Raw genomic sequence first — 14,720 nt, forward strand, 5'->3', positions numbered from 1 at the left:
GCTCGCGGCCGAGAACCGCACCTACCTGCCCGACCTCGCCAGCGCGCTGAACAACCTCGGCGTCCTGCTCTCCGAGCTGGGCCGGCGAGCGGACGCCCTCCCACCCACCCAGGAGGCCGTCGACACCTACCGGGCGCTCGCGACCGAGAACCGCGCCTACCTGCCCGACCTCGCCAGCGCGCTGAACAACCTCGGCGTCCTGCTCTCCTGGGTGGGCCGGCGAGCGGACGCCCTCCCACCCACCCAGGAGGCCGTCGACCTCCGACGGGTCCTCGCGGCCGAGAACCCCGCCTACCTGCCCGGCCTCGCCGGCGCGCTGAACAACCTCGGCAACCGGCTCTCCGAGGTGGGCCGGCGAGCGGACGCCCTCCCACCCACCCAGGAAGCCGTCGACCTCCGACGGGTGCTCGCGGCCGAGAACCGCACCTACCTGCCCGACCTCGCCAGCGCGCTGAACAACCTCGGCGTCCGGCTCTCCGAGCTGGGCCGGCGAGCGGACGCCCTCCCACCCACCCAGGAAGCCGTCGACACCTACCGGGTGCTCGCGGCCGAGAACCCCGTCTACCTGCGCGGCCTCGCCATGGCGTTGAACAACCTCGGCCTGCGGCTGGACGACTCAGACCAGGGCGACGTCGAGGATGCCTGGTCGTCTGCCTTGGAGACCCTGGATCCGAGTTCTCGCGCGCTGCTGCTCGGGCATCGTTCCGCCGGTGTCGCGCGGGGGGAGCCCGCGGCGGCCGCGTGGTTAGCCGACGCCTGCAAGTTGGCCGTAGACGATCAGGGCATACAGGCTGCTCTGCGTGACGAAGTGCGTCGTCACCTCGGCCTTGAGAACACGCGCCCCGCATTTGAGGTGGCGTGGCGCGACCACAGCGGTGAGGACCTCCCGGGTTGGGCGAGCCTGGATCCAGACCTGCTGGCGGAGGCGCGGACGTGGGTCAACACACCCACCTTCGGGTCCGAGCGCGACTACCTCGCGGCTCACCCGGACCTGCTGGCGCGGGAGGCGGACGCGGCTATGAATGAGGCCATGCTGACCGTGCCCAGCGACGAGCAGGAGCGCCTCCGAGAGCTGCGCGAACAGGCCCGAATCGTGGGCACCAACGAGGCGTACCAGCGGCTGACCCTGCGCGAGCTCGCTTGGGCTTTTGTCGGCGCCGACCTTGGCACTCAGCAACAGATGCTCACGGACGTGCTCGAGGATTTGATCGACCCTGCGACCCGAGAGACCGTAGCTGAGGTTGCCGGGGAGAGGCAGAGCCCTCGGGGCGATGTGGCGCTGGCTCTGCTCGATCTGGCGGCCGATCATGCCCACTCCGGGCTGCTCCAAGCCGCGTTCGCTGGCCTTGAGGGCGTTGTGAACCTGTCGTCGGTGCTCCGTCAGATCGCGCTCACGGACGACGCCCGAGCCCTCCGGCCCATGGCGATTGTCGCGTGGCATGCCGCGACGACGGGCATCGATGTCGCCGAGGCCGGGTTCTATCTCGCGGTCGCCAACGTTCTGGATGACCGGCCCGACGACGCGGCGCAGGCGCTGGCAGCCGCCCTGGAACAGTCCCCGGAAAGCCGGGACAGTTGGATCGCCGACCTCGCCCAGATCGGCGGCGTCCAAGGCCAGGTCCTGACGCTCATCCCTTTAGTGACGAGGCTGCAGCCGACCGCGGGCACGCGAGCTCCCGACGAAACCCATTAGGAGCCGATGTATGACTGACACGGATCTGGTCGTTGTGCTGCCGGGGATCATGGGCAGCATCCTTGGCGTCAGCACTCGCGATCGGTCAGCAGCCGAGAATCTGGTCTGGGCACCCACGGCCGGAGCGGTATGGAACAACCTCACCGGCCGTCTGCGAATCCAGGACTTCCCCATTCCCGAGGGGTGCGGGGACGAGCCCCCCGGCGACAGGGTTGAAGCGGTCGAGCTCATGCCGGATGTGCACGCCATCCCCGGGGTCTGGACCCCGGTCAAGGGGTACACCCCGCTGGTCGAGCACCTCGAACAGCTCGGCTACCGACGACACCAACCGGGCGATCCACGCCCCGGTAACCTCCTTACGGTCCCGTACGACTGGCGCCTGTCCAACCGGTACAACGGGCAACGCCTCGCCGGCATCGTCGAACCAGCCCTGGACCGGTGGCGCAGCCAAGGTGGCCGCTACGCGAACGCGCAGCTGGTGTTCGTCTGCCACTCCATGGGTGGGCTCGTGGCCCGTTGGTACATCGAGAAATGCGGCGGATTCGGGCACACCCGCCGCCTCATTACCCTCGGCACGCCCTGGAGAGGAGCTGCCTCCGCCGTCGAACAACTGGTCAACGGCGTTACCCCAGGCATCGGTCCCCTGCACGTCGACCTAACCACCTTCGCCCGGTCCTTGCCGTCGCTGTACCAACTGATGCCTGAGTACGCCTGCATGACCAACGGCCCGCGCGACTACCAGAAGACCACCGCGCACGCCGCGTTGCCGTTGCCGTCAGCACGGGTCACCGACGCCATGAGCTTCTACACCACCCTCCAGGACGCCGAAGTAAGCCGCCCAGACAGCAAGACCATCTCCCATGCGATCGTCGGCACACGACAACCAACGACGACTACCATCTCGATCAACCCGGACGGCACAGCAACCGCCTTCGAGACGTTCGGCGCCGACAACGATTACGGCGATGGCACCGTCCCGCTCACCGGCGCCATCGGCCACGACGAGCCCCTCGACACCCCGCGCGTCTTCCGGGTCCGGGATGGGCACGGAAACCTCCACCGCAACCCGGCCGCGCTGGACCAGATCGAGGAGATCCTCACGACCGCATCCGTCCGACGCAGGGCCAGTCAACCCGTCAAGGTCCGCGTCCGGGCACCCGACCTCACCCTTGCCGCAGAGGCCTTGCAGATCGAGGCGGACATCGACGGCGAAGACCGCCGGCATGCGCTGCGCATCGTCGTCACCCACGAATCCGGGCGCATCCTCGAGTCCCGACAGCCCACCAATCGTGACGGTCACGCCCACGCCACCTTCACGAACCTGCCACCCGGCACCCACACCATCACCGTCGACAGTCCACCCAACCAGCCAGGCATGCCCGGCACCGGACCCAACTACGGCGGACCAATCGAACCCGTCACCACCACAACGCTCATCTGGCCCAACGACCTCTGACCTAGTGCGCTCCGCGTCGGCGAATAGTGCTGGACGTTCGCACCCGGATCGTCGGCTGGTGTCGCGAGTCCTACTGGCCCAATGAACAGAAAGAACCTCTAGCAGATCAAACCTGGCTCGTTGATCCAGATCTCCTCGACGGTCGGGTCGTCGAAGTACTGCTGGAGGGGCCCGTAGCCGGCGACGACGGCGAGGATCGAGTGGACCGCCGACTGCGGGTCGCCGAGGGACGGCAGCCCGCCGTGGAGCGAACGCTCGTCGTAGTCCTGGACCGCGTCCTGGACGAGACGGGGCACCTCGAGCGACTGGTGCGCCGGGTCGAGGCCGGAGCGCCGGATCAGCTCACGGACCTCGCCCTCGACGTGGCGGACCGCCTCCTGCGTGGACACCCTGTGACACCTCCCCGTGTGGTTCGCGCCCATCTTGGCGTGATCTGTCCGATTCGTCTCGTCGAAGTCAGATGCTGTCGCATCACAACTCGGTCAAGCCGCCGCGACATGTGGGCAACCGACGCCAGTGAGGTCGAACGCAGGAAGGGCGCACCCGACACCGCCGCATCGTAGGGAGGCCGGCAGGGCCGCCGCCGCGCTTCTCCACAGCTGTGGAAAGGGCACTCCGCCGTGCCGCCGGATGCTCTTGGCTGGGGCGCACGAGAAGGGAGACCCAGTGCGCATCCGCCTCGGCATCGTCGACGCCCGCGCGGCGATCGTGCCCACCGAGCCCATGGTCGAGGTCCTCGTCGAGGCTCCGGCCGGGACCGTCTTCGGGGACCTGCGACCGCACCTCGCGAGGCACCTCACCGGCCCGGGCGACGACCGGCTCGCGTACGACGTCGACGGCAGCCTCGTCGCCGACGACGCTCCCCTCGGGGAGGGCGACCTCGTGCGAGGGGCCGTCCTCACCGTGCGCCACGCGGGTTCCCGGTCACCGGCGCGTATGCCGCCGGGCCGGGTCGCGCTGCTGGAGCTGGCCATCGTGGGCGGCCCGGCATCAGGCCGCACCTTCCCGTTGGCTCGCGGTGAGCAGGTCGTGGGCCGGGCCGTCCACTGCGGGATCAGGCTCGATGACCTCGGCGTGTCCCGCGTGCACAGCGTGCTCTCGGTGTCCGACTCGGGGGTCTCCGTGAGGGACCTCGAGCCGACCAACCCCTCTCTGGTCGACGGCATACCCGTCCCGGGCGCTGGGTTGGGCCTCGACGTCGGCGCCCGGCTGCGGCTGGGCTCGACGACCCTCGTGCTGCGCCGGCCCGAGGCACCGTCCGGCGCCGTCGCGCCCTCGGCGGGAGTCGTGCGGTTCCACCGGCCGCCGCGCTTCGTGCGGGCGCCGACTGCGAACTCCGTCGAGTTCCCTCGGGTACCGAGCCGGCCAGAGGGCCAGCGGCTCCCGCTGCTCGCCTCGATCGCCCCGCTCGTGCTCTCGACCGCGCTCGCTGTCGCTCTCCGGTCACCCATCATGCTCCTCTTCGCGCTCATGTCCCCGGTGCTGCTCGTCGGCCAGTGGTGGAGCGACCGCCGCCATGGGCGCAGGTCCTACCGTCGCCTCGTCGCGGCGCACCGGCAGCAGGTCGAGGCGGCAACCGCAGCCGTCGAGCGGGCCGTCGCCGCTGAGCGCGGCGTGCGGCACGACGAACACCCGGACCTCGCCGTCGTGGGGCAGCTCGCCCGCTGCCGGGACGGACGGCTGTGGGAACGTCGTCCGGACGACGCCGATCACCTCGTCGTGCGGCTGGGGACGGCCGACCAACCCTCGCGCGTCCAGCTCTCCGGGGACCATCCGCCGGGCGCCGTGCTGTGTCCCGACGTGCCGGCGTTGTGCTCGTTCGTGACGGCCGGGGTCATCGGCATCGCCGGGGCCAGGGAGACCGCGCTCTCCCTGACGGGCGGAGTGCTGACCCAGCTGTGCACGTGGCACTCACCACGATTCCTCAGCCTGGTCCTCCTGACGGACTCCCCGACCCCCGAGGCCGACTGGGGCTGGGCCACCCGGCTCCCCCACCTGTCGCTGGGCGAGACATCGATCGCAGCGGTCGCGGACACCAGTGACGAAGCGGCCGTCGCGCGACGGGTTGCCGAGCTGCTGACCCTGGTCGAGGAGCGTCGGGGTCCGGGCTCGGACGTGCCGCCGGCCCGGTCCGTGGTCCTCGTCCTCGATGGTGCTCAGGCCCTGCGGTCGGTGCCCGGGATCGCGACCCTGCTCCGCGACGGCCCCGCCGCCGGCCTCCACGTCCTCTGCGTCGACTCCGACCGTGATCGGCTCCCAGCGGAGACCGCGACCGTCGTCGAGCTCGTGCCGGGCCCGCGCGTCCGGGCCACCGTCACCGACGCCGACGGCATCCTGGGGGACGTCGTGCCCGACCTCCCGTCGCCGTCCTGGCTCGAGCGCATGTCGCGCCACCTCGCCCCCATGGTGGACGCCACACCGGAGCCGAGTGCCGGTTCGCTGCCGACGTCGGTGGGGTTCAGGGAGGCCCACCTCGCCCGTGGCGTGGACCCGACCTCCCCGGAGGCTCTCGTCCTCGCATGGTCATCGACCGAAGGCTCTGCCCGTGCCACCCTCGGCGTCACGCAGGAGGGGCCGTTCACCGTCGACCTCGGCCGGGACGGGCCGCACACCCTCGTCGGCGGGACGACCGGGGCCGGCAAGTCCGAGCTGCTCCAGACGCTCGTCGCCGGGCTCGCGGTGTCCAACTGTCCCGACCAGCTGGCGTTCGTCCTCATCGACTACAAGGGAGGATCTGCGTTCAGGGAGTGCGCGAGGCTGCCCCACACGCTCGGTGTCGTGACCGACCTCGACCACGGCCTGACGACCCGGGCTCTCACCTCCCTCGACGCCGAGCTCAAGCGCCGCGAGCGGCTCCTCGCGCTGGCGGGCGCCAAGGACCTCGACGACTACGCCTCCATCACGACCCGTGACCGCCGAGACCTGCCCGGCATCCCCCGGCTGGTCCTCGTCGTCGACGAGTTCAAGCTCCTCGCTGACGAGCTGCCGGACTTCGTGGCGGGCCTGGTGCGCATCGCTGCCGTCGGCAGGTCGCTCGGGATCCACCTCGTCCTTGCCACCCAGCGGCCCGCGGGCATCATCACCGGGGACATGCGGGCCAACATCTCCCTGCGCGTCGCGCTCCGGGTGCGGGACCGCTCCGACAGCGACGACGTCATCGAGGGCCCCGAGGCCGCGTCCATCAGCGACCGTATGCCGGGCCGCGCGTGGGTGCGCACCGCCGGTCAGCGCCTCGTCGAGGTGCAGACCGCGTATGCCGGGGCGCCGGTCACCGATCCGGCCGGCGAGACCGCGCCCCGGCAGTCGGGCGCCGCGGTCCGGGTCTGGCGCACGGGTTTCCGCGGGCTGGCCCGCCCCTGGCCGGTTCCGGAGGACGCAACCGAGCGTTCCCTGGGCCGCACCCAGCTCGCCGCCTTCGTCGACGCCGCCCGCGCAGCCGCAGACCTGCTCTCGATCGAACCCGGAGCATCGCCATGGCTGCCTCCCCTCCCCACCGATGTCTCGCTCGACGCGCTGCCCACGGACCCAAGATGCGCGCGGAGGGGCGACACGGCATACGGCAGCGGTCCTGACGGGGTGTCCGCGGAGCCGAGAGGCGCGCGTCTCGGGCTCGTCGACCTGCCGCACGAGCAGCGGCAGGACGTGCTGCGCTGGGACCCGATGACCGACGGCCACGTCGGCATCGCCGGTGGCCCTCGAAGCGGGAGGTCGTCGACGCTGACCGCCCTGGCCCTGGAGCTCGCCATGCAGTGGTCGCCCGCCGACCTGCACGTCCACGTCCTCGCCGGGTCCGGAAGCCCGTTGGGGTGGCTGCGCGACCTGCCTCACGTCGGCTCCGTCGTCGGCGCTGACGACCCTTTGCCGGCCCGGCGGCTCGTCGTCCGACTGCTCGACGAGGCTGCGGCGCACAGCCGCTCCGGAGGCACGGCGGCAAGCGGGGCGACTCCGCTGGTCGTCCTGCTCGTCGACGGATGGGAGAGCCTCGAGGACGCGTTCGACGAGGTGGAGCATGGCGCCCCGACCGAGGAGCTGCTGCGACTCGCGCGGGACGGCCTCGCCACCGGAGTGCGCGTCGTCGTCACCGGCGGGCGAGGCCTGGTGTCGGGGCGGCTGGCCGGTCTGCTCCAGCGCAGGCTCGTGCTGCCCATGCCCGACCCGCTCGACATGACACTCGCCGGCCTCGACCCCGACGTCGCCGCCGGGCGACGACCCCCCGGCCGCGCGATCGACCTCCACACGGGCGCCGAGGTCCAGCTCGCGCATGCCGGACCGAACCCCTCCCCCGCAGCCCAGCGCGAGGCGATCGCATCGGTCGCGGCGATGGTCCGTGCGCGCCACCGGGACGTCGCGCCCAGCCGACTCCCCTGGCACGTCAGGCCGCTGCCCGAGACGGTGACCCTCGACGAGGGCGAGCCGACACCGGGTCTCCTCCGGCTCGGCGTCGGCGGCGACGACGCGCGAACCTTCGGCCTCGATCTCGCCACGGCGCCGCCAGCACTGCTCGTCGTCGGACCATCACGCAGCGGACGATCGACCGCCCTCACGCTCATCGCTAACCAGCTCGCCTCGGCCGGACGGCCGCTCGCCGTCATCACCACCCGGCGCTCCCCGCTCACCGAGCTGGGCGGCATACCCGGCGTGACTCTCCTGCGCCCTTCGGAGACCGAGCGCTTCATCGAGCTGCGCCGGGCGAGCCCAGAGCTCGGGATCGTCGTCGACGACGCCGAGGACCTCGACGGAACCGCCATCGAGCCGGCCCTGCTCGAGGCGGTGCGACTTCTCGACAGCTCGGGCGGGTACTGCGCGGTGGCTGTCGATGTCCACCGTGTGTCAGCGATCTACCGAGGGCTCGTCGTGGAGGTTGCCCGCCACCAGACCGGTCTGGTCCTCTGCCCGACATCGCCCTCCGACGGCGAGCTGCTCCGCACCCGCGTCGAGGTCCCCCGCCATCGCCTCCCCGGACGGGGCGTCGCCATCATCAACGGCACCACCACCCCGGTCCAGGTCGCACTCCCGTCCTCTCAACGGGTCTCCTCGTCTCGATGAGGGCCACCCCAAGGACCATTTGCGCGCGCCCGGGCCCACAGCTCCATGGCCGACACGCCTGAAGCGCTGGAAGCTCGGACGCTGGTGGAGGGCGATGAGGACGGAACCATGAGGCCGATACGCATCGGCTGAAAGCGGACATCGAGGCCGGGTCCGCGTCCTACGCTCGAATCGTCCACATTGACAACCGAGGGGGCCGGGATGTTCACACGATGGCAGGGTGCGCTGATCGCGGCGTCTGCGCTGGTCCTGGTCAGCGCGGGGAGCGCGGGAGCGGTCAGCTCTCGCCAGGGTCCTCGGGACTCGGCGACCCCTACTTCCCGCTCGCGGGAAATGGCGGCTACGACGTGGCCAACTACTCGCTTCACCTTGGGTACGATCCCGGCTCGAAGCAGCTCAGCGGATCGGCGCTCATCACGGCGACCGCGACGCAGAATCTCTCGCGGTTCGATCTCGACCTGCGGGGCTTCACGATCTCCGAGCTGACGGTGAACGGCTCTCCCGCGACCTACGAGCGTGCGAGCGGTCAGGAGCTCGTGATCACACCGAGCCACGGGCTGCGCGCCGGTGGATCGTTCACCGTCTCCGTCGCCTACTCCGGGGTGCCGCAGGTGGTGACCGACCCCGACGGCTCGATCGAGGGATGGGTCCCCACCGCCGACGGCGCCTTCGTGGTCGGAGAGCCGCAAGGCTCACCCAGCTGGTACCCGGTGAACGACAACCCCCAGGACAAGGCGACCTTCGACTTCGAGGTCACCGTCCCCGAGGGCCTCACCGTGATGGCGAACGGCGTGCTCGTCTCGAACCGGTCGGCGGGGGGGCGCACGACCTGGGTGTGGCGAGAGAGCGACCCGATGGCCCCTTATCTTGCCACGGCAACTCTCGGTCGCTTCGACCTGACGGTCTCGCAGGTCGGAGGCATCCCCTCCTACATCGCCATCGACCCGACCCTTCCCTCCGGGAACGTCTTCCGGAAGCTCCCGGCGATCGTGGAGTTCTACGAGTCGATCTACGGGCCCTACCCGTTCAACGCCGTCGGCTCGGTCGCGGACAACGCCCCGGAGGTGGGGTACTCGCTCGAGACCCAGACGAAACCCGTCTTCGACCGGATGCCGGACGAGGCGACGGTCGCCCACGAGCTCTCGCACATGTGGCTGGGCGACTCGGTCACCCTCAGCCAGTGGCCGGACATCTGGCTCCACGAGGGCTTCGCGACGTGGTCGGAGTGGATCTGGAGCGAGCACAACGGCCAGAAGAGCGCCCAGAGCTACTTCGACACCCTCTACAACACGCCCGCTTCGAAGACGTCCTTCTGGACGCCCCCACCCGGCGACCCCGGCAACGCGGCACACCTCTTCGACGGGACGATCTACAACCGTGGCGCGATGACCGTGCAGGCGCTGCGGCAGAAGGTTGGCGACGACACGTTCTTCCGGATCATGCGCACCTGGGTGCAGGAGAACCGCTACGGCAACGTCACGACGCCCCAGTTCATCGCGCTCGCCGAGAAGACCTCCGGGATGGACCTGGACCACTTCTTCGACGTCTGGCTCTACCGGCCCGAGAAGCCCACGTCGTGGTGAGCCCGGCCGGAGGCCCCTCGGAGGCGGGGTAGCTCCCGACGAGGCGACGACACCCGGTGCGCTTCATCAGGGTGCGGCTGAGAAATTAGCGTGCCGCCGAGAACTAGTGGTAGCCGGGGCCGTCGGGGGTCACGAGATGGACCAGGTAGATGACGCCCGATGCGAGGTAGGTTGCCGCGACGACGTAGACGAGTGCTCTGGCCCACAACGGCAGGAGCGCGCTGTGACGGACCCACAGAATGGCCACGGCCGTGTAGAGGACGTAGACCGCCACGTCGCCCCCCCAGCTCCAGTTGCCGTGGGTGAGCAGCGCACCCGACGCGGTGAACTCGGCGAAGATGGCGAACTGCGCGGTGGCTATCCCCGCGACCAGCCATGCCCCAAGCACGTACGCGGACCGTCGGGCCTGACGCCAGAGCAGCACGGTGACGAGGGCCGGGAGCAGGAAGGTCTCGAGGAGGACGACGGGAATGCCGCCCGGCACGTACGAGGCCAGCAGGGACCACGTGGCAAAGGGCCGGATGCCGTTCGTGTAGGCGACGCCCCCGTCCTGGTAGGCCAGGACGTACTGGGTGACGAGCAGGACTGCCGCCGGGAGGGCCATGGCCAGGAACCTCCCCACGGGTGGAGCGGTCGAGAGCCACGTCCGGGTCGTGCGCCGGCGACGGAGCATCACCATTCCGGTGAGGAGGGCGAGGGCGGGCAGGAGGGCCAACAGGTAGTTCGGTTTGAGGAGTCCGTCGAGCACGATGAGCGCCGGCGCCGCGATCCAGTAAGCCCTTCCTGGGGCATCAGCGACGAGGAACGTCACAGCAACGAAGAACAGAAGCATGCTCACGGGGATGAGGACCACGGTTGTCGAGTTGTGCCAGATCGAGCCCATGAGGCGGCCGAAGTACATCTCCGGCGACAGAGTGAGGTCCACAGGGACGTACACCATGAGGAAGGCCGTCACGGCAAGGCTGGGCCACAGGGTCCTCGTCGCCACTCGGGTGATGAGAAGAGTGACGACCGCCTTCGCCGCCATGGCGCTCGCAAGCAGCGTCTCGGACGCGACTCGAACCGCTTCGGGGCTGGTCGAGCCACCGGCGACCCAGGACAGGAGCAGGTAGTAGATCGTGTATCCGGCCGCGGACCGGTCGGCCTGCCCCGTGACGACCTCGTTGTGCAGCTTGATGTCCCCGCGCAGCAGGTCGTTCAGCTGGACGAAGACGGCGTGCGCCGCGAGGTAGGTGATGACGGCGGTGAGAACAACCACCAGCGCCAGCAGGAGGGCGTCGGCTCGTCTGCGGCGAGTCGCCCACGCGGTCGCTGCACGGGACTGGTCGATGGTTGCGGGCCCTGGCACCCCTGCATTGTGGTGCGTCACCCTTGGGACCACCGCCATGGGCCATGGACTCGCGCTGTGACCTTCCTCGCGTCGCCCGCCTGGACGCTGCCCTCAGGAGGAAGCGTTCGTCGTGGGTGCTCCTCGGTGTACCCGTGGGTCCGGCCGCGAGCTCACTTCGTGTCGGTTTCGCGGGCGCTGCGCCACCACGGCACGCCTTCCTCTGACAGAGTGAGCGCTCTTCATCCTGTTTGCCCGGTTTCGCCGCCTCCCCCGCGGCGACCACGCGCCTCGAGAGGTCACCATGAGCGTTCGCACCCGAACCCGCACCCAGACGAGCACGATCGTGGTCCTGATCTGGCTCCTCATCGGCATCTTCGCCGCCCTCCAGCGCGGCTACTTCTCCTCCGACAACGCCAGCTGCAGCAAGCTCACGACCGTCGCCGTCACCGTCATCGCCGGTCCCCTCAACTACGTCGGCATCAACCCGAAGGTGGAGTGCTCGACGCCGCAGCCGTCGAAGTGACCTGCCGCTCGCCGGGCCACTCCATCGTGTGCCCGACGGATCGCGGTGTCGCGTCGGCGTTCTGGGCGACCGACGGTCAGGTCGTCGGGCCCGGCGACCTCTCGGTGACGTCCTGGACGACCTCGTTGCGCCGGAGGAACCACGGCTTCCACGGCGGGTCGAACCTCGCGAACCGCGGCGGCCCCACGGAGTCGAATCCCGCTGCTGTCAGGGCGGATTCGAGCTCCGCACGATGCTGCTCGTAGGACTCCTGCGACCACCGGCCCGAGTAGCGCACCGCCGCCGCCAGCCTCGCCGGGACGGCCTTCAGGTGCACCCGCTCGTCGAGCGGGACGGGCGCCGTCTCCAGCGTGACCGACGCCGGCAGGACGAACGCGACGACGAAGTCGCCCTCCCCTCCGTCGGCCGGCTGCTGCACGACCGGAGCGGTCATCGCGACCTTCTCGCCGGACGAGCCGGACCCGGACGCCGTCGCCCCGGACGCGCCGCCCGACTCCGACTGCACGACGGGTGCCGTCATCGCGACGGAGGACTGCGAGCGGTTGTTCCCTCCGATGTAGGACACGAGCGTCCGGAAGGCCCGGTTGCCCGCGTCGTCGAACGACCCGCGCACGGACACCTCGGCGACGACGTGCGGCGCGTACCGGCGCAGCTCGAACCCGTCGAACTCCTGCACGACCTCGTAGACCTGCTGCTCCGTCACCCCACCGACGCTACGCCGCATCAGCCCGACCCGCGCGCCTCATGACGCCGCCACCGACGCCGCGCGGATGCACACGCACTCCCAGCCGGAGCACGACGGACACGTCCCGCGACAGGCGGCTCTGCGGCATACGTCTCAGTGATGCGGACTCGGCCACGCGAGGGCCCCTGACCTGCGACGCTTTTCCCTGTCGGCCACCGAGGAAGGACCCGTATGTCCCGAGCCCGCGAGATCACGCTCCGCTTCCTCGCCGCACCCACCGACGCCGGGTACTCCGGCAACGTCAGCGGCGGGCGCGTCCTCGAGTGGATCGACAAGGCCGGGTATGCCGCCGCCGCGGGCTGGAGCGGGACGTACTCCGTCACCGCGTATGTCGGCAACGTCCGCTTCACGCGGCCCGTCGCCGTGGGCGACCTCGTCGAGGCGACCGCGCGGCTCATCCACACCGGCCGCAGCAGCATGCACGTCCTCGTGACGGTCCGCAGCGGCAACCCTCGCGACGGCGAGCTCGTCGAGGCGACCGAATGCCTCATGATCTTCGTCGCCGTCGACGGCGACGGCCGCCCCACCCCGGTGCCGCCCTTCGAGCCCCACACCGAGGAGGAGCTGCAGTGGCAGGAGAGCGCAGTCCGGCGGATCGCGCTCCGCGCTGACATCGAGACGGCCATGGCCGCACAGACGTACAGCGACGCCGGGACCGCACCCCGCGTCACACTGCGCTTCCTCGCCGCGCCGACCGACGTCAACTGGGGCGGGAAGGTCCACGGCGGGATCGTCATGCGGTGGATCGACGAGGCCGCCCACGTCCTCGCGACCCGGTGGACCGGCTCGGCCAACAACGTCGCCGTCTACTCGGGCGGGGTCCGGTTCTACCGCCCTCTCCGGATCGGCGACCTCGTCGAGGTGGAGGCGCGCCTGCTGCTCACGGGCACCTCGAGCATGCACGTCGCCGTCCACGTCCGCTCCGGTGACCCCGCGACCGGCGAGCTCGAGCTGACGACCCACTCGCTCATCGTCTTCGTCCCCCTCGACGCCGACGGCCATGCCGTCCCGGCCCGGCCCTGGACGCCGGTGTCCGACGAGGACATCGCCCTGCGCGACCACGCGCTAGAGCTCGTCGCGCTCCGCTCGACCGTCGACGCCGAACGCCACGTCCCCTGAGGCTCAGCCGGCCCCGCACAGCTCGGCGAGGACCGGGACCGCCTCCGCGACCTCCGGCAGCCGGGCCATCTCGGCCGCGAGGGTGCGGGCGCGAGCGCCGTACTCGAGATGGGTGAGCAGCTCGGTGACGGCATCGCAGATGGATGCCGCCGAGCCCGTCCCGCCGTCGACGTGCACTCCCGCTCCGGCGGCCGCGATGCGCTCGGCGTTGAGGACCTGGTCCGAGGCGAAGAGCGGGACGACGACCTGCGGGACTCCCGCGGCGAGGGCCGTCATCGTCGTGCCGAAGCCCCCGTGCCCGACCACGACCGCGGCGTGCGGCATGACCTCGACCTGCGGCCACCAGCGCTCGACGTGCGCGTTGTCCGGCCAGGGCCGCAGGGCGTCCGGGTCGCCGGACTCCCCGGTCGTCAGGAGGACCCGGACGGGGAGCTCGGCGAGCGCCTCGAGCGTCGAGGCGAAGAGGCCGCCGGACTGGTGGAACGACCCGGCGACCGACCCGAACGTCACATAGACGAGCGGGTCGGTCGGCTTGCCCCAGTGGCCCGGCAGCGAGCCAGGAGTCACCGACAGGGACGCATCACGGAAGCGCAGCATGCGCGGCGCCGCGTCCGTCGGCGTGTGGCGGTAGGGCTCGTCGAGCCGCTCCGGGACGGTGCTGAACACCGGCTCGTCGTGCAGCGCGGCGGAGAGGCGCCCGTCGGTCATGCCGACGAGCGCCCCGAGCTCGGCGAGCGGCTGGGCGAGGAGCGGCTCGGCCCGGTCGCACAGCTCGTGCATCCCGAGAGCCACCTGCACGTGCGGCACCCCGACCAGCTCCGCCGCCGCCAACGAGCCGAACTCGCACATCTCGCGGACGACGACGTCCGGGCGACACCGCTCGATGATCCCCGTCATGCCGGGCAGCGCCGCGCAGGCATCGAGCCGACCGAACACGTCCTGGATCATGCGGGCGTTGGCCTCGTCGAGCGACAGGTTCTCGAGCCCGGCCATGAGCCGGCCCAGCGCCTCAGGAGGCGCCTCGGGAAAACCCATGTGCTCGAACCCGACCCGACGGACCGGGTCCGCAAAGGACACCGGCGCGGCGACGACGACCTCGTGCCCGGCGGTCTGGCACGCCCGGGCGAGGGGCACCAGGGGGCCCAGATGACCGGCCCCCGCCGTGGTCGAGAAGAGCACCCGCATGGTTCATGGTGTCATCAGCAGGCGTGCCGCGCACGGGACG

General features: G+C 70.8%; 10 protein-coding genes. 6 read left to right on the forward strand and 4 right to left on the reverse strand.

The window, feature by feature from the left end; genetic code table 11:
* Both N865_RS17800 and N865_RS17805 read left to right on the forward strand, forming a co-directional pair.
* A partial coding sequence (locus N865_RS17800) for a CHAT domain-containing protein (protein ID WP_034808869.1) occupies positions 1-1,693 on the forward strand: 1,693 nt, incomplete at its 5' end.
* 10 nt (positions 1,694-1,703) lie between these two features.
* Complete coding sequence (locus N865_RS17805; protein ID WP_034808871.1) at positions 1,704-3,149, forward strand: esterase/lipase family protein; 1,446 nt, start codon at positions 1,704-1,706, stop codon at positions 3,147-3,149.
* 98 nt (positions 3,150-3,247) lie between these two features.
* On the opposite strand, the gene N865_RS17810 is transcribed toward N865_RS17805, so the two are convergent.
* A complete protein-coding gene (locus N865_RS17810; protein WP_034808873.1) occupies positions 3,248-3,538 on the reverse strand; it encodes a hypothetical protein in 291 nt (96 codons plus the stop codon).
* A gap of 277 nt (positions 3,539-3,815) precedes the next feature.
* Between N865_RS17810 and N865_RS17815 the strand changes: the two genes are divergently transcribed.
* Complete coding sequence (locus N865_RS17815) at positions 3,816-8,195, forward strand: FtsK/SpoIIIE domain-containing protein (RefSeq protein WP_034808875.1); 4,380 nt, start codon at positions 3,816-3,818, stop codon at positions 8,193-8,195.
* Between the two features lie 212 nt (positions 8,196-8,407).
* Positions 8,408-9,778 (forward strand): M1 family metallopeptidase, encoded by a 1,371-nt coding sequence (locus tag N865_RS17820; RefSeq protein ID WP_211244923.1) that lies wholly within the window; start codon positions 8,408-8,410, stop codon positions 9,776-9,778.
* A 103-nt stretch (positions 9,779-9,881) separates the two neighbouring features.
* On the opposite strand, the gene N865_RS17825 is transcribed toward N865_RS17820, so the two are convergent.
* Positions 9,882-11,036 carry a hypothetical protein gene (locus tag N865_RS17825; RefSeq protein WP_034808877.1) on the reverse strand — a complete coding sequence of 385 codons (1,155 nt, stop codon included), beginning with the start codon at positions 11,034-11,036 and terminating at the stop codon, positions 9,882-9,884.
* Between the two features lie 373 nt (positions 11,037-11,409).
* Between N865_RS17825 and N865_RS17830 the strand changes: the two genes are divergently transcribed.
* The gene (locus N865_RS17830; RefSeq protein WP_051510941.1) at positions 11,410-11,631 is read left to right on the forward strand and encodes a hypothetical protein; all 222 of its coding nucleotides are present in this window, start codon (positions 11,410-11,412) and stop codon (positions 11,629-11,631) included.
* A 76-nt stretch (positions 11,632-11,707) separates the two neighbouring features.
* Here the strand turns inward: N865_RS17830 and N865_RS17835 are convergent, their stop codons facing one another.
* Positions 11,708-12,334 (reverse strand): SOUL family heme-binding protein, encoded by a 627-nt coding sequence (locus tag N865_RS17835; RefSeq protein WP_034808915.1) that lies wholly within the window; start codon positions 12,332-12,334, stop codon positions 11,708-11,710.
* A gap of 213 nt (positions 12,335-12,547) precedes the next feature.
* Here N865_RS17835 and N865_RS17840 point away from each other — a divergent pair, with 213 nt between their 5' ends.
* Positions 12,548-13,495 (forward strand): acyl-CoA thioesterase, encoded by a 948-nt coding sequence (locus N865_RS17840; RefSeq protein WP_034808879.1) that lies wholly within the window; start codon positions 12,548-12,550, stop codon positions 13,493-13,495.
* Positions 13,496-13,498: 3 nt separating this feature from the next.
* On the opposite strand, the gene N865_RS17845 is transcribed toward N865_RS17840, so the two are convergent.
* Positions 13,499-14,680, reverse strand: a complete 1,182-nt coding sequence (locus N865_RS17845; RefSeq protein WP_034808882.1) for a glycosyltransferase — start codon at positions 14,678-14,680, stop codon at positions 13,499-13,501.
* Between the last annotated feature and the right edge of the window lie 40 nt (positions 14,681-14,720).

Origin of the sequence: Intrasporangium oryzae NRRL B-24470, assembly GCF_000576595.1 — a bacterium.
Taxonomy (GTDB): domain Bacteria; phylum Actinomycetota; class Actinomycetes; order Actinomycetales; family Dermatophilaceae; genus Intrasporangium_C; species Intrasporangium_C oryzae.